Raw genomic sequence first — 23,072 nt, 5'->3', positions numbered from 1 at the left:
GGAAAGTTGAAAATGAAGAATGTATATTTCCTCTCGGATGCTCACCTGGGCTCACGAGCCATCGAACACGGACGAACCCAAGAACGGAGGCTGGTCAACTTCTTGGACAGCATCAAGCACAAGGCATCGGCCGTATACCTGCTGGGAGACATGTTCGACTTCTGGTACGAATTCCGTACCGTAGTGCCCAAAGGATACACCCGCTTTCTGGGCAAGCTGTCCGAACTGACCGACCTGGGAGTAGAAGTCCACTTTTTCACGGGAAACCATGACCTTTGGTGCGGCGACTATCTGACCAAGGAGTGCGGCGTCATGATACACCGCGAACCGCTGACCACCGAAATCTTCGGAAAAGAGTTCTACCTTGCCCACGGTGACGGGCTGGGCGACCCGGACAAGAAGTTCAAGATGCTGCGCGCCATGTTCCGCAGCCGTACCCTACAGACGCTGTTCTCTGCCCTGCACCCCCGCTGGAGCATGGAGCTGGGACTGAACTGGGCCAAGCACAGCCGCTTGAAACGCATAGACGGGAAAGAGCCCGCATACATGGGAGAAAACAACGAATACCTGGTGCTCTACACCAAGGAATACCTGAAAAGCCATCCCAACATCAACTACTTCATCTACGGTCACCGCCACATCGAACTGGACCTGATGCTGAGCAGTACCGCCCGCATCCTCATCCTCGGCGACTGGATAAACTACTTCTCGTACGCCGTCTTTGACGGCGAGAACCTCTTCCTTGAGAATTTTGTGGAGGGAGAGACGAAGCTATAACCCGCATTGCCAAACTGTTAACCATCATACCATTACCACCCATGAAACCTTTAAGACTGAAAAACATGATTGCCGGATGCCTGCTCGCAGCAGGAGCATTGCCGGTATGGGGACAATCCGGCGCCCCGACACTTGTCATCCGCATTGACGATCTCGGTGCCCTGCATTCCGTCAACGAAGCCTGCATCCAGACCTACCGCTCGGGTATTGCCCGCAGCGTGGAAGTGATGCCCGTAGCAGCCTGGTATCCGGAAGCCATCAAGATGCTGAAAGAAAATCCGGGACTGGACGTCGGCCTGCACCTCGTCATCACCAGCGAGTGGGAGAACGTGAAGTGGCGTCCGCTGACCCACTGCCCCAGCCTGACGGACGAGAACGGCTATTTCTACCCGATGATGTTCCCTAACCCCGCCTATCCGGGACAGTCCATCATGGAGCAGAAATGGGACATCAAGGAGATAGAGCAGGAGTTCCGCGCACAGATAGAGACGACGCTGAAAAGCATTCCGCAACTCAGCCATCTGTCCGGACACATGCTCTCCACCGGTTTCAGCAAAGAAGTGAACGAGCTGGTACAACGGCTCGCCAAAGAATACAACCTGCCGTCCATCGACCGCATGGACTCCTCCAAGGACTACCGGTTTACCTACATCGGGTACGACGGCCCCAAAAGAACCGCCGAAGAAAAAGAGGCCAGCTTCATCAAGGCATTGGACAAGTTGCAACCGGGCCAGCGCTACCTTTTCTTAGACCACCCGGCACTGGACAACGATGAAATGAAAACCGTCTTCCACATCGGATATGAGGACGTGGCGCTGGACCGCCAGGGAGTGACCGACCTGCTGACAAGCCCCCGCGTCCGGAAAGCCATTGAGGACAAAGGCATAAAGCTGATTTCCATCAACCAACTGACCAAGGGCCTGCCCCGCGCCGCCGCTACTCCGAAGCTGGACAAGGCCATGAACAGATATCTGGATGCCGTAAAGAAAGCCGGACAAGACCTGCACAGTATCATGATTGTGCAACACGGCAATGTCATTGCCGAAGAATGGATGGGCGAAGGGAAAGAGGATGAGCCTCACATCCTGAACTCCGTCAGCAAGACATTCACCGCCACCGCCGTGGGACTTGCCGCCTCCGAAGGCAGGCTGAAGCTGACGGACAAGGTCATCTCCTTCTTCCCCGACAAGCTTCCGGCAACCGTCAGCGAAAATCTGGCAGCCATGACCGTACGCGACCTGCTGACCATGAACTGCGGGCACGACACCGACCCCACCGGAACGGTACGCAAAAAGGCGGACGCCGATTGGGTGCAGGAGTTCCTTGCCTTCCCCGTGGAGCACAAGCCCGGTACCTTCTACACCTACAACAGCCTGGGAACCTACATGCTCTCAGCCATCGTACAGAAAGTGACGGGCGAGAAAGTGGTGGATTATCTCTATCCCCGTCTGTTCCGCCCGCTTGGCATCGTCAACGCCCGGTGGCAGGAAAGCCCGCAAGGCATCAATACCGGAGGCTGGGGATTGTACCTCAAAACGGAAGACCTTGCCAAGATGGGACAACTGTTCCTGCAGAAAGGAAACTGGAACGGACAGCAGATTCTGCCCGAAGAATGGGTAAAGGAGGCATCTGCCTGCCAAGTGCCCTCACTGCCCGCCGGCATGAAACCGGAGATGCTGAAGAAAGCGAAGATGAGCGCCAAGACAAGCGACTGGCTGCAGGGCTACGGCTACCAGATGTGGCGCTGCCGCCACAACGCCTACCGTGCCGATGGTGCCAACGGACAATACATACTGGTGTTGCCGGACAAGGATGCCGTCATTGCCGTCACCGCCAACATCCCCGACATGCAGGCAGAGCTGAATCTAATATGGAAGTACCTGCTGCCCGCGCTATAAAACGTTTATTCTTATAAATGATTACGAAAAAGTGAAGGTTACCGGAACTTTTTCCCGGCATGGTTGTAGTAACATCATAACATTAAAAACATTAGCGTTATGGATGATATGATTTACAGAAACGACCCGATTGCCGAAGAGAACATAGACCCGCACGGACGTCCGGCAACGGATGAATTCGAGGAATGGAGCGAAGAGGTCTCCGAACGGACAGATACCGGATACAAGGACCAGAAAGTAAAATCCGCCAAGGAACGGGAGAAACGTATCCGGGAGATGGATGAAATTATAAAGAAGGACCTTAAGGAATAATCACCACAGATAGCACAGATTCTCACAGATTAGTCTCTTATACTTGATTTCAGAGCTTCCAATCTGTGAGAATCCGTGTAATCTGTGGTGACTGTCTATTATTTGTATCCGCCAGCCTTGGCTATGCGTTTCGGGATTTCCGTGTTGTCCATCTTACCCACGAACAGCTTGGAGCCTGCACCTACTGCGAATACCGGCACATATCCGGCTGTATGGCCACCGCTGGTCCAGCCTACCATGGCAATCTGGCTCATTACCTTCTTGGCGGCAACGGCCAGGGGCTCAGTCTTGGCATAAAGACTTTCCTCAAACACTACATGCTTGTTCACAAATGATTCTTCGTAAGCATCACGCAGCATCTTCTCCTGCTCCCAGCTCACCGGCAGCTCTTTCCAGAAACCCATCTTTTCTGCCAGGAATTCCTTCATTTCCGGCCAGTTGATAACCTTGCGCATCTTGCGTAAATCCGTGATGGAACGTGAAAGGATATCCTGAGACTGCTTCTGCTTGGCAAGGGCTTTCAGTTGAAGCTCGTACTTACCGGTACCCAGCCCCAGACCGCCGGTTTCATGGTCGGCAGTTACCACAATCAGCGTTTCTTTGGGATGCTTCTTATAGAAGTCGTAAGCCACCTTGATGGCGTTGTCCATATCCACCACTTCCTCAAAGACTGTGGCGGGGTCGTTTCCGTGGCAGGCCCAGTCAATCTTTCCACCTTCAACCATCAGGAAGAAACCCTTGTTACTGCCTTTGGTCAAGAAAGAGATGGCGCTTTCGGTAATTTCGGCCAGTGTCAGGTCGCCTTCCTGGCGGTCGATGGCATAGGGCAGACAAGAAGGCTCTGCCCCTTCTTTCTGGATAAGAATCATCTTGTCCGCCTGGGCAGACTTCGACTTGTATTCGTCAAGGCCTCTTGCAACGGTATAGCCGGCTTCTTCAAAGATAGGGAAGATGCTCGGAGCCTCTTTCTTGTCGGCAGTAGTAGTCGGTTTCAAGAAACCACCGCCTGCATAGAAGTCGAAACCGGCTTTCGGCAGGTCGAGGGCTATCTCGTAATACATACCACGGTCCGGCTGGTGGGCATAGAATGCAGCGGGAGTAGCATGGTCTACGCTGACGCTGGTAGTTACCCCAACTTTCTTACCGGACTTTTTGGCTCTCTCGGCCACACTCTGGAGCACACTCTTGTTATCGTCCATACCGATGGCGCCGTTATAGGTCTTTGCACCGGTAGCCAGGGCCGTTCCGGCAGCAGAAGAGTCAGTCACCGAGTTGGTGGCAGAAAAGGTAGTTGCCATGCTGGCAACCGGGAAAGAAGTGAACAGCAAAGGCTTTACACCGATGCGCCCTTCTTGTTCGGCCAGATACATCTCCGTACCGTTCACCTGGTTCACACCCATTCCATCACCGATGAAATAAAACACGTACTTCGCCTGCTGGGCATAGGCCATGCCGCTGGTCAGCAGTACAAAGAACAACACATACATTAATCGTTTCATAAGCAGTTCTTATTTAAAGTTATTCGGAAAATTGCCTTTATTGTTTTTAACCGAGTAACAAAGATAGGTATTTTAAAGGATTCGGAAAACATTTCGCCCCTACAAATACATTACATATTTGCAGGGGCGAAACCACATCCGGACTCCGGGAAGCCGGAACCGGGAAATATTACAGCGATATTACTTCTTCAGAATATCCATCGTGTCCGAAGCAATCATCAGTTCCTCGTCAGTGGGGATTACCACCACCTTCACCTGAGAATCTTCGGTAGAGATAACCATTTCTTCACCGCGTACTTTGTTCTTCTCGGCATCCAGCTTTATGCCCATGAATTCCAGGCCTTCACATGCACCCCAGCGGGCACTTGCCTGATTCTCGCCGACACCACCGGTAAATACCACGATATCCACACCACCCAAAGCAGCAGCATAGGCACCGATATATTTCTTGATGCGGTAGAAGTACATTTCTTCAGCCAGAACAGCCTTCGGATTGCCGGCAGCTACGGCATTTTCCAGGTCGCGCATGTCACTGGATTCACCGAAGATACCCAGCACACCGCTCTTCTTGTTCAACAGGTTGGAGATGCCGTTGGCATCCAGACCCTCTTTCTCCATGATGAAGGAAACGGCACCGGCATCAATATCACCACTGCGGGTACCCATCATCAGACCTTCCAGCGGGGTCAAGCCCATGCTGGTGTCTACACACTTACCGTCCTTGATGGCAGTAATGGAACCACCGTTGCCAATGTGGCAAGTGATGATTTTCTTTCCTTCCGGCTCTACACCCAGGAACTCGCAGACGCGCTGCGATACGTAGCGGTGTGAGGTTCCGTGGAAACCATAACGGCGTACGCCGTACTTTTCATAAAGTTCGTAAGGCACGGCATACAGATAGGCATGCTTCGGCATGGTCTGATGGAAAGCCGTATCGAACACACCAATCTGCGGAACATTAGGCAGAATGGCAGATATTGCATTTACCCCCTTCAGGTTAGCAGGATTGTGGAGCGGAGCCAGGTCGTTGCAGGCAGTGAAGGCGGCAAGCACTTCCGGCGTCAGCCGTACAGACTCGCTGAACTTTTCGCCTCCATGCACCATACGGTGACCTACGGCATTGATTTCGTCCAAAGACTTGATGGCTCCATATTCAGGGCTTGTCAAAGTGTTCAGGATAAATTCCACACCTACGGTATGCTCTGGAATGTCCCTCTCAAGAACTTTCTTCTCGCCACTGGGCAAGGTGAACTTCAGGAAAGAGTCCTTCAAACCAATTTTTTCGATACCACCCTGGGCGATAACTTCTTTCCGGTCCATATCAAACAATTTGTATTTGATGGACGAGCTACCGCAGTTCAATACTAAGATTTTCATACTATATATCAGATTTAAAAGTTATTCAGCATTCTTTTTGGCAGCAATGGCCTGGTTGGCAGTGATGGCAATCATGCGGTACACATCCTCGATGGAGCAACCGCGTGAAAGGTCGTTCACCGGACGGGCGATACCTTGCAGGATAGGTCCTACGGCATCAGCATGTCCCAGACGTTGCACCAGTTTGTAGGAGATGTTGCCCACTTCGAGGCTGGGGACAACCAATACGTTAGCATGTCCGGCGATAGAAGAACCCGGAGCCTTGCTTGCACCTACTTCCGGCACCAAAGCTGCATCGGCCTGCAACTCACCGTCGATGGCAATATCGGGAGCCATCTCCTTGGCAATCTTCAATGCCTCAACCACTTTATCCACCACTTCGTGCTTGGCAGAGCCCTTGGTAGAGAAGCTCAGCATGGCAACTTTCGGGTCGAGACCGGCAACTGCCTGGGCTGTACGCGCCGTACATACGGCAATCTGTGCCAATTGTTCTGCATCGGGCACCGGAGTCACAGCCACGTCACCCATCACCAGGATACCGTTCTTTCCATATTCAGGAGCATGTGTCAGCAGCAGCATGGCACCCGAAACGCAAGTGATGCCCGGGGAAGTCTTGATAATCTGCAAAGCAGGGCGAAGTACATTACCCGTAGTGTTGCGTGCACCTGCCAACTGGCCGTCAGCGTCGCCGTTCTTTATAATCAGGCAGCCCAGATAAAGCGGATCGACAACCAACTTGCGAGCCTCTTCGATGGTCATGCCTTTCTTTTTGCGGAGCTCGCAAAGCAGTTGGGCATATTCTTCTTTCTTAGGATGGTCTTCCGGGTCGATAATGGTAGCCTTGTTTATATTTCCCAGCCCCCACTCTTTGGCACAAGCCTCTATCTCGGCAGGTTTTCCAAGGATAATCAAGTCGGCTACTCCGTCAGTCAAGATTTGATTGGCAGCTTTCAGTGTACGCTCTTCCGTACCCTCGGGAAGAACAATTCGTTGGCGGTTTGCTTTGGCACGCTCAACAATTTCGTTAATTAATCTTTGCATGATATTTTAATTGTCTATTAAGAATCGGCAGTATGTGTTATTCACGCCGCAAAAGTACACAATTTTGCAATATCTACATTGCAAACATCGGTCTTTTTACCGTTCAGACCATAATTATTATAATATTTAACATTAGGTATTCCCAGCATTCATGTGTACGCACACGTGCCCCTCTGCAACAAACAATTACCCGTCCGGCAGGAACAACCCGCCCGACTCTACAAACGACATAAAAAAAATCAGGATACAACGATAACAAGCAATACATAGAATACCTACCTTTGCAGCGTTTTCAACGTATAACAATAGGTATTATAATAATATGATTCGTCAATGCGCCATCCTTTTCGGATGCTTAGCTTTGGGTGAACTGATTGTTTTCTTTACGGGTATCAAGTTACCTTCCAGCATCATCGGTATGCTGTTGCTCACCCTATTCTTGAAATTGGGTTGGATTAAACTGCACTGGGTGCAGGGTATGTCCGACTTCCTGGTTGCCAACCTGGGCTTCTTCTTCGTACCGCCCGGTGTAGCTCTCATGCTTTACTTCGATGTCATCGCCTCCGAGTTCTGGCCGATAGTGACCGCTTCCATAATCAGCACCCTGCTGGTGATTGTAGTCACCGGATGGGTTCATCAACTAACACGTAAAATCAAATGAACTTTTTAGAAAACGAATTTTTCCTATTGGCTGTCACCTTCGGGATTTTCTTTCTGGCCAAACTCCTGCAGAAAAAGACCGGCATCATGTTGCTGAACCCCATCCTGCTGACAATTGCCATCCTCATTGTCTTCCTGAAGATGACACATATCAGTTATGAGACCTACAATGAAGGAGGACATCTGATAGAATTCTGGCTGAAACCCGCTGTTGTGGCCCTGGGAGTCCCCCTATACCTCCAATTGGAAACGATTAAGAAACAGCTGCTCCCCATCATGCTGTCACAACTTGCCGGCTGCATTGTGGGAGTTATCTCTGTCGTGCTGATAGCTAAATTGATGGGGGCTTCCGACGAGATTATCTACTCCCTGGCGCCCAAGTCGGTCACTACGCCGATAGCCATGGAAGTAACCAAGTCGCTGGGCGGCATTCCCTCACTTACCGCCGCCGTAGTGGTCTGTGTAGGCTTGCTGGGAGGAATACTGGGCTTCAAGACCATGAAACTGACCCACATCGGCAGTCCTATGGCACAAGGCCTTTCCTTGGGAGCCGCCGCCCACGCGGTAGGAACTTCCACAGCCATGGATATCAGCCGCAAATACGGCGCATTCGCCAGCCTCGGCCTGACCCTGAACGGTATTTTCACTGCATTGCTGACCCCAACTATTCTGCGATTATTAGGGCTACTCTAACAAAATCTTCTTATTTTTGTTATCTATAATCATAACCAACTAAAAACAACGTATGATTTCATTTAAAGATATCGAATTACAAGACAAAGAACTGATTACTTCCTATACACAGAACAGTCCGCGACGGAATTGTGACCTCTCATTCTCCAACCTATGCAGCTGGCGTTTTCTATACAATACAAAGTTTGCCATCATGGACGGCTTCCTCCTGCTGAAATTCTGGGCAAACGACGAACTGGTGTACATGATGCCGATAGGTAACGGAGATTTGACAAAAGTACTGGACGCACTGGTCGAAGACGCACACCGGGAAGGGGAACCTTTCTGCCTGCTGGGAATATGTTCGGGCATGTGTTCGGAACTGGAAGCCTTCATGCCCGGAAAATTCCAGTTCACAGCAGACCGGGACTATGCCGATTACCTCTATCTGCGTACAGACCTCGCCACGCTTGCCGGAAAGAAATTCCAGTCCAAACGGAATCATGTCAACAAATTCAAACGCACCTATAATTACGAATATACTCCCATCACTCCCGACCGCATCCAGGAATGTCTGGACCTGGAAGCCGAATGGTGTAAGGCCAACAATTGCGACCAGCATGAAGGAACGGGCAACGAACGTCGCGCACTGGTCTACGCCCTCCACAATTTTGAAGAACTGGGATTGACCGGAGGCATCCTGCATGTAGACGGCAAAATTGCCGCCTTCACTTTCGGAATGCCCATCAACCAAGATACCTTCGGAGTACATGTGGAAAAGGCCGACACCAGCATAGACGGAGCGTACGCAATGATTAACTATGAATTTGCCAACCATATCCCCGAACAATATGTCTACCTCAACCGTGAAGAGGATTTGGGTATTGAAGGATTGCGCAAGGCCAAACTTTCGTACCAGCCTGCCATTATTCTGGAAAAATACGTGGCATGCCTGAAAGATGAACCGGTGGAAGCTATCAAATGGTGAGAGTAAGGATTAGAGATTAAGGATTAAAAGGATAAGGGATTGATGATACGGGAAAAGGTAAAGAACTTATGGAAGCTCTGTTTCAATGATAGCGAGGAATTTACTGAACTGTATTTTCGGCTCCGCTACAACAATGATATCAATATTGCCATCCAAAGCGGCGAAGAAGTGATTGCCGCCCTACAGATGTTGCCTTATCCTATGACGTTCGAAGGAGAAGATATTCATACGGCCTATATATCCGGTGCCTGCACACACCCTGATTACCGTAACCGGGGCGTAATGCACGAGCTGTTATCACAAGCCTTTGCACGGATGCTACACAATAATGTCGCCTTATCCACCCTGATACCGGCAGAACCGTGGCTGTTCGACTACTATGGCCGCAGCGGTTATGCCCCCGTATTCCGCTATGCCGAAGAGACCTTTATCGCTTCCGGTACACCGACAGCCGATACGGGCCTTACTTTGGAAATGTCTGCCGAATATACTGAAAAAAGATATGAATATCTCGACCGGAAATTGCGGGAGCGCCCTTGCTGCATCCAGCATACGGAAGAGGATTTCCAGGTTATTATTGCCGATTTACAACTGGGACAGGGCTTCGTTTGCACATTGAGCAATGGGGAGGAAATCACGGCTTTGGCCATTACCTATCCGATAGGGAAAGCCAACTGGCGCATTGGAGAAATCGTGTCGGATACTCCCGCAACAAAAACTTTACTGCTTCAACATATCTGCCAAAGCTTGAATCTCCCGTCCATCCGGGTTCTCACTCCTCCCGCTACCGGTGAAAGCCAACTTTTGGGCATGGCACGCATCATCAATGCCAAAACCATGCTGCAACTCTATGCTACGGCCCATCCGGAACTGGAACTCAGCATTCATCTTACCGATGAGCAGGTCAGTGCCAATAACGGCTACTACTACCTGAACAATGGTAAATATATGACTAGTGCCAAGCGTCTGCCGGGCAGCCACTTGGCACTTACAATCGGTGAGCTCACCGAAAAAATATTTGCAACATCAAGCCCATATATGAGCCTGATGTTGAACTAGCATTATAATCCGCTGAAGTCGACTCCCTCAAATACCAGCGAAGGAATCTGCCATGAACGGTTCGGTTGAGGGTCATTGCCCACAGCAACCAAGGAATTCCATAAAGTAACCATGTTACCCGTCACATTCATTTCGTTGACGGGCTGTGTCAGCTTGCCGTCTTCAATAAGGAAACCCTCTATACCATAAGAGAAGTCACCGGTACTGCTATTGCTGTTACCGCCATTGAAGCCCGTAACCAAGATGCCTTGTTTAATATCTGCAACCAATCCGTTCAGGTCCTTATCGCCCGGTGTCAGAATTAGACGTGAAGGTGCACTGATAGTAGGAGCTATATCCATCTTCTTACCATTGTAGGTATCGATGAAATAAGTTTTCAGCACGCCTTTGTCAAAAACAGTGCGGGGTTCGGTAGCCACACCCTCATTATCGAAATAGCGTGAACCGTTTGCACCGATAGCATGCGGCTCGTCACGCAACGTGAAGAGGTCGGAAGCCACTTTCGTATCCAGCTTATCCATCAGGAAGGAGTTCTTTTGTTGCAAAGCACTGCCATACAATGCACTTAGCATCGGACTGAGCAGGTTTCCCACATTCATAGGGTCAACCACCATTGTATATTTACCCGACTTTGCTTTCTTCTGTCCCAGCTTGCGCAATACGCGTTCCAATGCCTTGGCACCGATTCCCGTCTTCGTCAATTTATCATAGAACAGAGCCGAGTCGTACCAGTAATCCTGAGGGCGAGCTTCGCCCTCTCCCTTAATGGATACACTGGCTGAGACAGAGAACCAGGTACTCTTCGACTCGCCTTCAAATCCGTTGCTTATCAAACGATAGGAAGAACCCTCGCCATCACTATAAGAAGAATCAACCGAAATGATACGCTCATCCTTGCCCAATACCTCCTCTGCAGCAGCACGTGCAATCGCCACTTTATCATCCGGGTTGACTTCATAGAGTTTCTTGTCAAAAAGCTGCAAGTCAGGCTTGCCTCCTTTATAGTAGCGTGCAGGGTCGGCCAGCATACGCGACTCATCCACCGCCAGATAGCGGGTAGACTCTATACCATTCGTGATAAGAGTTTCCAATTCTTTCTTATCCAGCCGATTGGTGGAAAAAGAGCCGAAACGTCCGTCCACATAAAGATTCAATCCCAAACCATTCTCCGTAGACTGCTGCAAACGGTCCATTTTGCCGTCACGCAGTTCAAAAGAAGAATTAGAATTTGTATATAGCACCAGTTTGGCTGCCTGGCAACCGTTCTTCAAGGCATATTCCATTGCCCATTGTGCCAATTTCTTATTGTCGTCTGTAATCATGTCTTTAATTGATAGTTGATAATTAACTTTCTCCTCCTACAGTCAGCTTGCTGACTAGTGCCGATGGCATACCGCAGGTAACGGGACAAGACTGACCGTCTTTACCACAGGTCCAAGTACCGTTGTCAATCTTATCGTTATTTGCCACCATCGTGATGTCAGCCAATGCTTTCGGACCATTACCGATGATATTTATATCCTTGACGGGCTGCGTCAACTTGCCATCCTCAATCAAGTAACCCGACTTCACAAAGAAGGTAAAGTCTCCGGCACCGATTTGCACCTGGCCATTGGTAAACTGGTCACAATAGATACCTTTCTTCACGGTGGAGATAATGTCCGCTTCCTTCATATTGCCGGCTTCCATATAAGTGGCACGCATACGGGGGATAGGAGTATTACGGAAAGTATCGCGACGTCCGTTTCCAGTAGGAGCCACCCCATAATGCTTGGCACTGATGCGGTCGTGCAGATAACTGGTCAGGATACCTTCCTTCACGATATAGGTTTTCTGGCCTTCCACACCCTCATCGTCGAAATTCACGGCTCCACGATTGAAAGCGATGGTACCGTCATCCACCACGTTGATATGCTCATCGCACACCTTCTTTCCCAAAAGGTCGCAGAAAATGGAAGTACGTTTACGGTTGAAGTCAGCCTCAAAAGCATGTCCTATGGCTTCGTGCAACAAGATACCCGAACCGCCAGCCCCCATCACGACGGGCATTTCGCCACCTTTGGGTTTCACAGCCTTGAACAAGATAGCAGTCTTATCCACCGCCTCACGTGCAATAATATCCACGATGTCATCCGTCATGAATTCAAAACCCTTGCGGTAAGAACGACCGGCATAACCGTTCTCCATCTTTCCATTCTCTTCCATGATACAGACTGCCATAAAAGAAACCATCGGACGGTAGTCGTAGTAGCTCACGCCCTCGGAATTACAGAACAGCACGTGCGATGTACTGTCAGAAAGAGAAGCCTGCACCTTACGTACACGATTGTCCAAAGAGAAAATCTTTTCGTTCAGCTTTTCTAAATAAGGTATTTTTGCCTTGACACTCACGTCCTCCCAAGGTTCAGTGACGGCATAGCGGCTTTTGGTAATTGTCTTTTCCGTCAGTCCTACAGATTTTCCGGCCTTGCCCGAAGAGGCGATACGGGCAGCAGTACGTGCAGCACGCAGCATTTCTTCCATAGTTACCCCTTCCACATAAGCATACCCCGTCTGGTCGCCTGCCAATACGCGTACGCCCATACCGAAGTCAATGTTAGCTCCACAGTTGTTTACTTTGCCGTCCATCAGAACCACACTGTTGTTGAATGTGTGTTCAAAATAAAGGTCGGCATAATCGCCGCCTTTTTCCAGAGCGGCAGCCATCACTTTCTTCAAGTCAGCCTCCGTCACACCGAAGTGAACCATTGCCGAAGCTACGGCAGACTGATTATCTGCTCCTCCTAAAGCTCCGCGTACTGACGCAGGCATAGCCAACGAGGGTACTGCCAGCGAACCTAACATCGCCAGACTTCCCGTCCGTAAGAAATTTCGTCTATCCATCCTTTTCAGTTATTAGTTATAAGATATTGTTTTTTATATCATAGTTATATGACGTAAAAATAGGAGATTTTGTCACACCTTAGCTTTCCTTTGTTAACAAACTTTCCAATTCCTCTGCATTCAGACGCAGATAGAATTGTCCTTTGTAAGCCACTGAAATACCTCCGGTCTCCTCCGATACAATGATGGCATGCGCATCAGACACCTGGGAAATCCCCATGGCAGCACGATGCCTCAGCCCCAGTTCCTTAGGAATGTCCAGATTATGGGAAACAGGCAGGATACATCCCGCCGCTTTGATACGTTTCTTACTGATAACCATCGCTCCATCGTGCAACGGACTGTTCTTAAAGAAAATATTCTCAATCAGACGCTGGTTTATATCGGCATTGATAATCTCTCCCGTACGCACCACGTCATCCAAAGGCAAATTATGTTCAATGACAATCAAGGCACCAACCTTCTGCTTCCCCATGCTGATACATGCCATTACCACCGGCATGATGTCGTCATGTTCCAACTTCTCTTTCTTATTGCCGGTGAAGAAGCGTACCAGCGCACTGGCATGCTGATGCGAACCGAGTGTCAGCAAGAAGCGCCGTATCTCGTCCTGAAACAAAATGATAAGCGCCAACACGCCCACACTGACCAGCTTGTCGAAGATGGAGCCGAGCAATTTCATCTCCAGCACCTGCGACACCACCAGCCATATCAAGATAAACACCAGGATACCCGTAAACACATTGATAGAGCCGGAGGCTTTCATCAGCTTATACGTATAGTACAGCAAAAAAGCCACTAACAGAATATCTATAAAATCTTTTATTCCAAATTCAAAAAACACGATATTGAATGATTAGGGGTTAGGGACTAGGAATTATTTCGCATGGCTTGCACAATCCGTACGGTTTCCACGGCTTCTTTCACGTCGTGTACGCGGAGGATGTCAGCACCTTTCAGCAAACAGATGGTATCGAGCACCGTAGTACCATTCAGCGCCTCCTGAGGAGTAATGTCCAACAAGCGGTATATCATCGATTTACGTGAAACGCCTACCAGCAAAGGCAACTCAAAAATACGGAACTCTTCCAGATGGGACAGCAATTCATAGTTATGCTCCATTGTCTTTCCAAAGCCGAAACCGGGGTCCAGAATGATGTCTTTCACACCTAAATCACGTAATTGCTGCACCTTGCGCGCAAAATACAAGAAGACCTCTTTCAGAAGATTGTCGTAATGAGGATGCTGCTGCATACTTTGCGGAGTGCCTTGCATGTGCATCATAATATAAGGTACGTTCAATGCCGCAACGGTATGGAACATATTCGCATCCATCTCACCGGCCGCAATATCATTGATGATGGCAACACCATACTCTTCCACACACATTCTTGCCACATCCGCCCTAAAAGTGTCTACCGACACCACAGCATCCGGCTGTATCTCAAAAAGTATTTTCAGGCCCATACGCAACCGTTCCATCTCCTCCCTGGCAGAGACATTGTCGGCATTGGGACGGGAAGAGTAAGCGCCTATGTCAATAATGGCCGCTCCCTCCGAAACTATCTGTTTCACCCGGCGTGCTATTTCCGCCTCTGTCTGTGTACGGCTACCGGCATAAAAGGAATCGGGAGTAACGTTCAGTATGCCCATGACACGGGGTTGAGAGAGGTCGAGCAGCGAACCGTTGACATTTATATATCGGGCAGTTGTAATTTCCATAGGCAGTCTGTTCTATATAGTACCTGCAAATGTAAACAAAAAAGTGGTTTCAAAATACATAAACTCATAAAACTGATAAGTTTTTTGCCTGTACCCGGGAAGGGAGAGGATTAAAACTATATCTTTGCACGATGGTTTACCACAGATTACACAGATTCACACAGATTGATTTAATTATAAAGTCATGGATATAACAGCTATACATCAGATATTCCTAACATGCACCAGTGTCACTACTGACAGCCGTAACTGCCCCCAAGGCTCTTTATTCATTGCGCTGAAAGGCGAGTCGTTCAACGGAAATGCCTTTGCCGCCCGGGCGCTGGAAAGCGGAAGTGCTTATGCCATAGTGGACGAAGAAGCCTATGCCCCTGAAGGCGATACACGATACATCGTGGTGGAAAACAGCTTGAAAACCTTGCAACAACTTGCCAATTACCACCGTCGGCAGATGCGTACACCCATCATCGGCATTACGGGTACAAACGGAAAGACTACTACCAAGGAACTGATGTCCACCGTACTTTCGCAAACTCACAACGTGCTCTATACCTTGGGAAATTTGAACAATCACATCGGTGTTCCCCTCACCTTGCTCCGCCTGCGCCCTGAACACGACCTTGCCGTGGTGGAAATGGGTGCCAGCCACCCGGGAGACATCAAGGAGCTGGTAGAGATAGCCGAACCTGACTACGGGATCATTACCAACGTAGGAAAAGCCCATCTGGAGGGATTCGGCTCTTTTGAAGGAATCATCAAGACCAAAGGAGAGATGTACGACTATCTGCGGACGCGGAAAGAAGCTACCATCTTTATCCATAACGACAACCCCTACTTGAAAAAGATAGCCTACGGACTCCACCAGATTGCCTACGGCAGTGAGGACGGGCTGTACATCAACGGACACGTCACCGGCAATTCTCCTTACCTCACCTTCGAGTGGAAAACGGACAACGAAAGCAAATATCACGAAGTACAAACCCGGCTTATCGGTGAATATAACTTCCCCAATGCTCTGGCAGCTGTCACCATCGGACATTTTTTTGGTGTGGAACCGGAGAAAATAGACAAGGCACTGGCCGGATATACCCCGCAAAACAACCGTTCACAACTGAAAAAAACAGCGGACAACACTCTGATTATCGATGCCTATAATGCCAATCCCACAAGCATGATGGCTTCCATTAGTAACTTCCGGAACATGCAGGCCGAAAACAAAATGTTGATATTGGGAGATATGCGGGAGTTGGGTAAAGACAGTGCCGACGAGCACCAGAAGATTGCAGACTATCTGGAAGAATGCGGATTCAAGGATGTAGTTCTTGTAGGGGAATTGTTTGCCGCCACACGCCACTCTTATCAGAGTTATCCCGATGTAACCGCACTCATCGCAGAGCTGCAAAGAGAGAAACCTTGCGGGAAAACAATTCTGATAAAAGGGTCGAACGGCATCAAGCTAAGTTCCGTAGTTGAATACTTATAATCCTATTTCATCCTTGGCCTTAAAATGAAATAGCCGACCATTGATGCAAGCACCGCTCCCGTGGTATTGGCCGCAAAATCCAGCCAGTCTCCACCACGGTATGTCGTGCAGTATTCTTGCAGCAACTCCACCATTCCGCTGAACAAAACGGGACAGACAAACGCCCCTGCCCATGCATGCCATAAAGGGGCGTTGTCTCTCCGGTGAGCGCGAAGAAACTCCAGCCACAGCATTCCTGACATGCCGAAATACATACAGATATGCACCACCTTGTCTATATTGGGAATCTTGCTTATTTCTGTAGAAGGCGGTTTAAAGAATGAAAGATAAATCACCGTCAGAATAATAAAAAGCGACACCGGATATTTCTTAATATAATATAGCATATACCAAATTATCAACGAACTGTGCGCAAAAGTACAGAACATTTTCTATATTTGCATGTTTTAGCTGGTATTAATAACGAATTGAAAGAAAAATCTACGTTTTATGACAAAAAGTGACAGAGCCAACTTCGGAAGCAAATTAGGTGTCATACTTGCCTCGGCAGGCTCCGCAGTCGGTTTAGGTAACATCTGGCGTTTCCCGTTTGAGACCGGGAATCACGGAGGTGCGGCATTTATCCTTATATACCTGGTTTGCGTGCTCATTCTCGGCATCCCCATCATGATTGCAGAATTCCTTATCGGCAGGCGCTCGCGTGCCAATACGGCAAGGGCTTATCAGAAATTGGCACCCGGCACGCATTGGCGCTGGGTAGGACGTATGGGCGTACTGGCCGGATTCCTTATTCTGGGATATTACTCCGTTGTGGCAGGATGGACGCTTGAGTTCATCGGCGAAGCGGCTACCAACAGTTTTGCCGGGAAGTCGGCAGCCGATTTCATCGCATCCTTCAACAGCTTTGTCAGCAACCCCTGGCGTCCGGCCATCTGGCTGGTGCTGTTCCTACTTGCCACTCATCTCATCATTGTCAAAGGAGTGGAAAAAGGTATTGAAAAATCAGCCAAAATCATGATGCCGATGCTGTTTGTCCTATTGATAATCCTTGCCATCTGCTCCATATCCCTGCCCGGAGCAGGAGCAGGCATTGAATTCCTGTTGAAACCGGACTTCAGCAAAGTGGACGGCAATGTGTTCCTTGGAGCCATGGGCCAGGCATTTTTCTCCTTGAGCTTGGGGATGGGATGTCTCTGTACATACGCTTCTTACTTCCGCAATGATACGAACCTGCCCAAAACGGCACTCAACGTGGCCGCTATCGACACTATGGTAGCTATTTTGGCAGGATTCATCATCTTCCCTGCCGCCTTCTCTGTGGGTATCCAACCGGATGCAGGTCCCAGTCTGCTATTCATCACCCTACCTAATGTCTTTCAGCAAGCATTCGGCAATATTCCCTGGCTGGCGATACTGCTGTCTCTGATGTTCTATATCCTACTGGCATTGGCAGCACTTACTTCCACCATTTCCCTGCACGAAGTGGTAACCGCCTATCTGCATGAAGAGTTCAAGTTCTCACGCAGCAAGGCAGCCAGATACGTGACAGCGGGCTGTATTTTCTTAGGAGTATTCTGCTCACTGTCTCTCGGTATCGGCAAAAGCTATACCGTATTCGGGCTAAACCTATTCGATTTGTTCGACTTTGTAACGGCCAAGCTAATGCTACCGTTAGGCGGTTTCTTCATTTCCATCTTCATAGGCTGGTATCTAGACAAGAAAATCGTATGGGAAGAAGTCAGCAACAATGGCACTCTGAAAGTATCCGTCTACAAGCTATTGATATTCATCCTGAAATATATTGCTCCGATAGGAATTGCACTGATTTTTATCAATGAACTGGGTTTTCTGAAATAGGCCATCATGCAGAACCCCTTTAAAGAATTCCTTTATTTCTCCCGGGGAGAAAGGCGCGGAATACTGGTTTTGATTACCGGCATTATTCTCGTCTTTCTCTCCGGGTATATTTATATATACCAAAGAGAGAACCGCCCCCTCTCCGATGAAGTAATCCGGCGGCAGGCCACTGCCATGGCAGAATACGAATCGTTCATCGCATCCATACAAGAAAAGGAACAAAAATGGGACAACAGACTTAAACCTTCCTCCCAAAAACAACCGACAACCGTCTCCTTGGCCCGTTTCAATCCCAATATCGCCGACTCCGTCATTTTTTGCCGACTGGGACTGCCCGGATGGATGGCGCGGAACATACTCCGCTACCGTAGCAAAGGGGGGAAGTTCCGTGAGGCAGAAGATTTCCGGAAAATATATGGAATGACAGAAAAACAATATCAAGCACTCCTACCCTATATCCACATCACTCCGGAAGACACAGAAACAAGAACCGTCCAGTTATACAGCTCTCCTGCAAGCAATGACAGCACTGCTACTTCCCGAATTGCACCGGAAAAATATCCGTCTGGGACCCTTGTCGACCTGAACCGCGCCGACACCACAGAACTGAAGAAAATACCAGGCATCGGTAGTGGCATTGCCCGTCTAATCATCGGTTATCGGCAACGCTTGGGAGGATTCTACAACATCACGCAATTACAAGAAATCCATTTGGACACCACCCAATTGCAGTCCTGGTTTTCCATCGACACCCGGGCCATCCACCTCATCAACCTGAACCGTAGTAGCATAGAGAGGCTGCGCCACCATCCTTACATCAACTTCTACCAGGCAAAGGCCTTTGTAGAATACCGGAAGAAGAAAGGCGACCTTCATAGTCTGAAACCTTTTGCACTTTACGAGGAATTCTCCGATACCGATTTGGAGAAAATCAGTCACTACGTTTGCTTTGAATAACAGCATCATGCAACATTTTTCAATGTCTGATGCAACCTTTTCACCAGTCATTTCGTCTAACAAGCAGAAACACCCTAAAAACAGGAAGGCCTACTGCAATAAGGATTAGAACCATCGTATCAATATGAAAAAATTAATGATTATAACCATGCTGCTGGGCAGTATGGCACAGAATGCTTTTGCTCAAAAAATAGAAATAAAAGGAACCGTCCGCGATGCTTCCGACAAGAGTATAGAGTATGTCAATGTGGTATTACAGACCATCGACTCTACTTTTGTCGCCGGTGTGACCACAAGTCCAGAAGGAGAATTCATCTTCAAGAACACGGCTACCGGAGATTACAGACTTGTTCTTTCCAGCATCGGGTATAATACCGGATACATCACCCTCAATGGAGTAAAGCGCCATACCGACCTTGGACCAATCGTATTAGACAGTGCTTCTATCGCACTGGAAGGAGTGACTATCACCGGCTCCAGCCAAATCAGCCGTGCAGACCGCAAACTGGTTTTCCCATCCGAAAGACAAATGAAAACTTCCACAAACGGAGTGAATCTGTTGCAGGAACTGATGCTGCCACGTATTCTGGTCAACCCCATGAACAATGAGATTGGATTGTCCGGCGGTGGAGAACTGCAATTACGCATCAATGGAGTCAAAGCCGAAATAGACGAGATAAAAGCCATTCGCCCTGCCGACATTATACGTATAGAGTACCATGACAATCCGGGACTGCGCTACGGTAATGCCGAAGTCGTTTTGGACTACATAGTGCGCCGACCTGAAACGGGCGGAAACTTCGGTGCCGACATTTCCCAAGGGTTGAACACGATGTGGGGAAACTATAATCTGTACGGCAAAGTAAACCACAAAAAATCAGAATTCGGCTTCTCCTATTACATGGGACCGCGGGATTTTAACGGCATGTACCGCGACAATGAAGAAGAATTCCACCTGGCAGACGGCACCACACTCAGACGCCTGGAGAAAGGAGAGCCCAGCAAGGCAACCATGTACCAGCACAACCTAAACGTAAATTACAGTTTGCAGGCTTCTGAAAATTCCCTTTTCAGCGCCACCTTCCGCCTTCGAGGAAACAATCAGCCGCACTGGGATTATAAAGGAACTCTCTATAACGCCAATGACGAAGCGGACGTGGTAGACATGACCGACCGTACCGACCAGAGCTGGACACGTCCCTCACTCGATTTGTACTACCAACAAGACCTGAAAAACAAACAAACCCTGGTATTCAATGTAGTAGGAACCTACAATCGGGAAAAATCGCAGCGGCTCTACCAAGAAAGCACCCTGGGAAACATATTGACCGATATTGACAACAATATCCGAGGAAACAAATACTCCCTGATTGCCGAGGTCATTTACGAGAAGCAATATTCCAAGGGGAACGCATTGAGCTTTGGATTGAACCATACACAGTCCTACTCCAACAATGAATACAGAAACGGGCATTATTATGAAACCAATATGCACCAAGGAAACACATACATATTCGGAGAATACCGTGGAAAGATAGACAAACTAAACTACCGGCTGGGAGTGGCCATGACTCGTTTCTACTATAATCAGAGCGGCAAGAACAAATCTACCGAGAGCTACAGTTTCAACCCGAGTATCGTTCTGCACTATGCCATGTCAGACAACTCCTACCTCCGCTGGAAGGGAAACATCTATAACGCTTCTCCTTCATTGGGCGACCTCAGCGATGTGGAACAAGCAGTGGATTCATTCCAGATACGTCGTGGTAACCCGAATCTGAAGTCGTACATGTGCTATCATACGGAGCTGACTTACGAGTGGAAAAAAGGCATCTTTTACACCAACTTATGGGGAGCCTATGACTATCGTCCCAATGCCATTATGGACGAGAAGATTCAAGAAGGCAACAAAATAGTGCAGACTTGGGACAATCAGAAGGATTGGCAGAAACTCTCCGGACGTGCCATGCTCCGCGTAGGACCCATCCGCGACATTCTGCAATTTTCTTTTACGGGCGGTGTCAACCATTACATGAGCCATGGCAATCACTACTCGCATACCTACACCAACTGGTTTTGTGAGGCAGAAGCCTCATTAAACTACAAACAGTTCTCTCTGTTCTGGCAGATAAACACCAATTGGAACAATTTCTGGGGAGAAACCCTCTCGGGAGGAGAAAACATTCAAATGTTAGCTGTATATTACAAGCATAAGAATCTTCGGGTAGGAGTCGGTGCATTCAATCCTTTCACCGACAACTATAAAGTACAAAGCGAAAACTGGAATAAATTCGCATCCTACAAGACAAATAATTATATAAAAGAAAGCTCCCGCATGTTCCTGGTGAACTTTTCCTACAACTTCTCGTTCGGCCGCAGTTTCAAGACAGCACAGCGGAAGGTAAACAACAGTGACAATGACTCGGGAGTAATGGGCACGGGGAAATAGGCTCAGACCATTTTATTAATTTCCCCGTCAATCAGATGTATCGTCCGGTCGGTGAGCTGCGCCAGTCCTTCATCATGGGTTACGATAACAAACGTTTGTCCGAAACGGTTACGTAAATCAAAAAAGAGCTGGTGCAGTTCTTCCTTATTATGGGTATCCAAGCTGCCGGAAGGTTCATCTGCCAGCACCACTGCTGGATGATTGATGAGAGCACGGGCCACCGCCACACGCTGCTTCTCACCTCCCGACAACTCATTCGGCTTGTGGGAGGCCCGTTCGGCAAGCCCCATGAATTCAAGAATTTCCGTAGCCGCCTCCTTGGCTTCCTGCTGTCCTCTTCCGGCAATGAAGGCTGGTATCATTACATTCTCCAAAGCCGTAAACTCCGGCAGCAGTTGATGGAACTGGAACACAAAGCCGATATGGCGGTTGCGGAATGCGGAAAGTTCCTTCTCCCTCATACGGTTGACTTGTGTACCGTCAATAACCACCGAACCGCCATCCGGCATATCCAACGTACCCATGATTTGCAGCAAGGTAGTTTTACCCGCTCCACTGGGGCCTACAATGCTGACAATCTCCCCTTTCTCTATCTCCAGGTCAATACCCCGCAACACTTGCAGGTTACCGAAACTCTTCGTTATATTCTCTAAATGAATCACTAGGCTATTTACAATTTGACAATTTACTATTTACTATTTGATAGTTTTCTTTCAAGTGCTATTACTATAGTCTTTTAATTACATATTCGGCCAAATAGCAGCCAAAAACTGCAGGCATGTAGCTCACTGTTCCACAGGTGGACTTCTTGTTCATCTCGTCGTCCGTCAGCAAAACGGCATTCGGATCAGCCTGTTCGGTGCTGAAAACAACTGGAAGTTTCCGCTTTATGCCCATTTTTTGCAGACGCTTACGCACAGCCTTGCTCAACCCGCAATGATAGGTATCCCAGATATCGGCAAAGCGCACTTGCGAAATGTCACTCTTTGCTCCTGCCCCCATGCTGGACACTATCTTGATATGCCGCTTCATGCTTTCCGCTATCAAGTGGCATTTTGGAGCAAGCGTATCGATGGCATCCACCACAAAGTCATAAGCCGCATCATCCAGCAGTTCCGGTATGTTCTCATCTTTCAAGAATACGGGCAACACTCTCAGTTCCAGAGCCGGATTAATGTCCCTGAAACGTGATGCCAATATCTCCGCCTTCTTTTGCCCCAGGGTAGAATGCAGAGCCGGCAACTGGCGATTTATATTCGTAGGCTGCACGGTATCGGCATCGACTATCGTCATCCGCCCCACTCCGGCACGGCATATCATCTCGGCCGCATAAGCACCTACACCACCCAGTCCTACTATAAGTACATGCGCCTTGCATAACCGTTCCATCTTTTCATCTCCCAGTAGGAGTTGCGTTCGCTGTTTCCAATCTTCCATT

21 protein-coding genes are annotated in these 23,072 nt (G+C 48.8%); 11 read left to right on the top strand and 10 right to left on the bottom strand.

Features of this window, described 5'->3' with window-relative positions; all coding sequences use genetic code 11:
- Positions 1 to 12: 12 nt before the first annotated feature.
- The 3 genes from DWZ67_RS07685 to DWZ67_RS07675 all read left to right on the top strand — a co-directional run bounded on the left by DWZ67_RS07685 (position 13) and on the right by DWZ67_RS07675 (position 2,987).
- Positions 13 to 777, top strand: a complete 765-nt coding sequence (locus DWZ67_RS07685; RefSeq protein WP_005824878.1) for a UDP-2,3-diacylglucosamine diphosphatase — start codon at positions 13 to 15, stop codon at positions 775 to 777.
- Positions 778 to 818: 41 nt separating this feature from the next.
- Complete coding sequence (locus tag DWZ67_RS07680; RefSeq protein ID WP_120138505.1) at positions 819 to 2,675, top strand: ChbG/HpnK family deacetylase; 1,857 nt, start codon at positions 819 to 821, stop codon at positions 2,673 to 2,675.
- A 99-nt stretch (positions 2,676 to 2,774) separates the two neighbouring features.
- Positions 2,775 to 2,987, top strand: a complete 213-nt coding sequence (locus DWZ67_RS07675) for a hypothetical protein (RefSeq protein ID WP_005824882.1) — start codon at positions 2,775 to 2,777, stop codon at positions 2,985 to 2,987.
- Positions 2,988 to 3,085: 98 nt separating this feature from the next.
- Here DWZ67_RS07675 and DWZ67_RS07670 read toward each other — a convergent pair whose 3' ends face one another.
- The 3 genes from DWZ67_RS07670 to pta all read right to left on the bottom strand — a co-directional run bounded on the left by DWZ67_RS07670 (position 3,086) and on the right by pta (position 6,904).
- Complete coding sequence (locus DWZ67_RS07670; RefSeq protein ID WP_057086992.1) at positions 3,086 to 4,486, bottom strand: alkaline phosphatase; 1,401 nt, start codon at positions 4,484 to 4,486, stop codon at positions 3,086 to 3,088.
- Between the two features lie 180 nt (positions 4,487 to 4,666).
- A complete protein-coding gene (locus DWZ67_RS07665; protein WP_022401075.1) occupies positions 4,667 to 5,863 on the bottom strand; it encodes an acetate/propionate family kinase in 1,197 nt (398 codons plus the stop codon).
- A gap of 21 nt (positions 5,864 to 5,884) precedes the next feature.
- Positions 5,885 to 6,904, bottom strand: coding sequence for a phosphate acetyltransferase (pta, locus tag DWZ67_RS07660; protein WP_005824889.1), 1,020 nt, complete (start codon positions 6,902 to 6,904; stop codon positions 5,885 to 5,887).
- Positions 6,905 to 7,226: 322 nt separating this feature from the next.
- Between pta and DWZ67_RS07650 the strand changes: the two genes are divergently transcribed.
- From DWZ67_RS07650 to eis, 4 genes are read left to right on the top strand one after another with little or no spacing between them, the layout of a single operon-like run.
- Positions 7,227 to 7,565 (top strand): CidA/LrgA family protein, encoded by a 339-nt coding sequence (locus tag DWZ67_RS07650; protein WP_005824896.1) that lies wholly within the window; start codon positions 7,227 to 7,229, stop codon positions 7,563 to 7,565.
- On the top strand, positions 7,562 to 8,257 hold the full coding sequence (locus DWZ67_RS07645; protein WP_005824898.1) for an LrgB family protein: 696 nt from the start codon (positions 7,562 to 7,564) through the stop codon (positions 8,255 to 8,257). The genes DWZ67_RS07650 and DWZ67_RS07645 overlap by 4 nt, the downstream gene beginning before the upstream one ends.
- A 52-nt stretch (positions 8,258 to 8,309) precedes the next feature.
- Positions 8,310 to 9,224 (top strand): DUF2156 domain-containing protein, encoded by a 915-nt coding sequence (locus DWZ67_RS07640; protein WP_005824900.1) that lies wholly within the window; start codon positions 8,310 to 8,312, stop codon positions 9,222 to 9,224.
- A gap of 42 nt (positions 9,225 to 9,266) precedes the next feature.
- The gene (eis, locus tag DWZ67_RS07635) at positions 9,267 to 10,283 is read left to right on the top strand and encodes an enhanced intracellular survival protein Eis (protein WP_120138503.1); all 1,017 of its coding nucleotides are present in this window, start codon (positions 9,267 to 9,269) and stop codon (positions 10,281 to 10,283) included.
- A 2-nt stretch (positions 10,284 to 10,285) separates the two neighbouring features.
- On the opposite strand, the gene DWZ67_RS07630 is transcribed toward eis, so the two are convergent.
- The 4 genes from DWZ67_RS07630 to folP form a co-directional block, all read right to left on the bottom strand.
- Complete coding sequence (locus DWZ67_RS07630; RefSeq protein WP_005834721.1) at positions 10,286 to 11,605, bottom strand: TldD/PmbA family protein; 1,320 nt, start codon at positions 11,603 to 11,605, stop codon at positions 10,286 to 10,288.
- A gap of 22 nt (positions 11,606 to 11,627) precedes the next feature.
- A complete protein-coding gene (locus DWZ67_RS07625) occupies positions 11,628 to 13,166 on the bottom strand; it encodes a TldD/PmbA family protein (RefSeq protein ID WP_005824906.1) in 1,539 nt (512 codons plus the stop codon).
- A gap of 79 nt (positions 13,167 to 13,245) precedes the next feature.
- Positions 13,246 to 14,010, bottom strand: a complete 765-nt coding sequence (gene cdaA / locus DWZ67_RS07620) for a diadenylate cyclase CdaA (RefSeq protein ID WP_005824908.1) — start codon at positions 14,008 to 14,010, stop codon at positions 13,246 to 13,248.
- Positions 14,011 to 14,036: 26 nt separating this feature from the next.
- Positions 14,037 to 14,888: a dihydropteroate synthase gene (gene folP, locus DWZ67_RS07615; protein ID WP_120138501.1), complete on the bottom strand. Its 852-nt coding sequence runs from the start codon at positions 14,886 to 14,888 to the stop codon at positions 14,037 to 14,039.
- Between the two features lie 184 nt (positions 14,889 to 15,072).
- On the opposite strand from folP, the gene DWZ67_RS07610 reads away from it, so the two are divergent.
- Positions 15,073 to 16,371, top strand: a complete 1,299-nt coding sequence (locus DWZ67_RS07610; RefSeq protein ID WP_005834715.1) for a UDP-N-acetylmuramoyl-tripeptide--D-alanyl-D-alanine ligase — start codon at positions 15,073 to 15,075, stop codon at positions 16,369 to 16,371.
- A 2-nt stretch (positions 16,372 to 16,373) separates the two neighbouring features.
- On the opposite strand, the gene DWZ67_RS07605 is transcribed toward DWZ67_RS07610, so the two are convergent.
- The gene (locus DWZ67_RS07605; protein WP_005824913.1) at positions 16,374 to 16,757 is read right to left on the bottom strand and encodes a VanZ family protein; all 384 of its coding nucleotides are present in this window, start codon (positions 16,755 to 16,757) and stop codon (positions 16,374 to 16,376) included.
- 103 nt (positions 16,758 to 16,860) lie between these two features.
- Here DWZ67_RS07605 and DWZ67_RS07600 point away from each other — a divergent pair, with 103 nt between their 5' ends.
- The 3 genes from DWZ67_RS07600 to DWZ67_RS07590 all read left to right on the top strand — a co-directional run bounded on the left by DWZ67_RS07600 (position 16,861) and on the right by DWZ67_RS07590 (position 21,634).
- Positions 16,861 to 18,228, top strand: coding sequence for a sodium-dependent transporter (locus tag DWZ67_RS07600; protein ID WP_120138499.1), 1,368 nt, complete (start codon positions 16,861 to 16,863; stop codon positions 18,226 to 18,228).
- 6 nt (positions 18,229 to 18,234) lie between these two features.
- Positions 18,235 to 19,185, top strand: coding sequence for a helix-hairpin-helix domain-containing protein (locus DWZ67_RS07595; RefSeq protein ID WP_120138498.1), 951 nt, complete (start codon positions 18,235 to 18,237; stop codon positions 19,183 to 19,185).
- Positions 19,186 to 19,309: 124 nt separating this feature from the next.
- Entirely contained in the window at positions 19,310 to 21,634 is a 2,325-nt protein-coding gene (locus DWZ67_RS07590) for a TonB-dependent receptor (RefSeq protein WP_120138496.1), read from the top strand.
- A gap of 2 nt (positions 21,635 to 21,636) precedes the next feature.
- Here DWZ67_RS07590 and DWZ67_RS07585 read toward each other — a convergent pair whose 3' ends face one another.
- Positions 21,637 to 22,296 (bottom strand): ABC transporter ATP-binding protein, encoded by a 660-nt coding sequence (locus tag DWZ67_RS07585; protein WP_008662818.1) that lies wholly within the window; start codon positions 22,294 to 22,296, stop codon positions 21,637 to 21,639.
- 64 nt (positions 22,297 to 22,360) lie between these two features.
- The gene (locus tag DWZ67_RS07580) at positions 22,361 to 23,071 is read right to left on the bottom strand and encodes a ThiF family adenylyltransferase (protein ID WP_044468255.1); all 711 of its coding nucleotides are present in this window, start codon (positions 23,069 to 23,071) and stop codon (positions 22,361 to 22,363) included.
- Between the last annotated feature and the right edge of the window lies 1 nt (position 23,072).

The sequence above is a fragment of the Bacteroides sp. AF34-31BH genome (assembly GCF_003602795.1).
Classification (GTDB): domain Bacteria; phylum Bacteroidota; class Bacteroidia; order Bacteroidales; family Bacteroidaceae; genus Bacteroides; species Bacteroides uniformis.
This window is presented reverse-complemented; position numbering and strand designations above follow the sequence as displayed.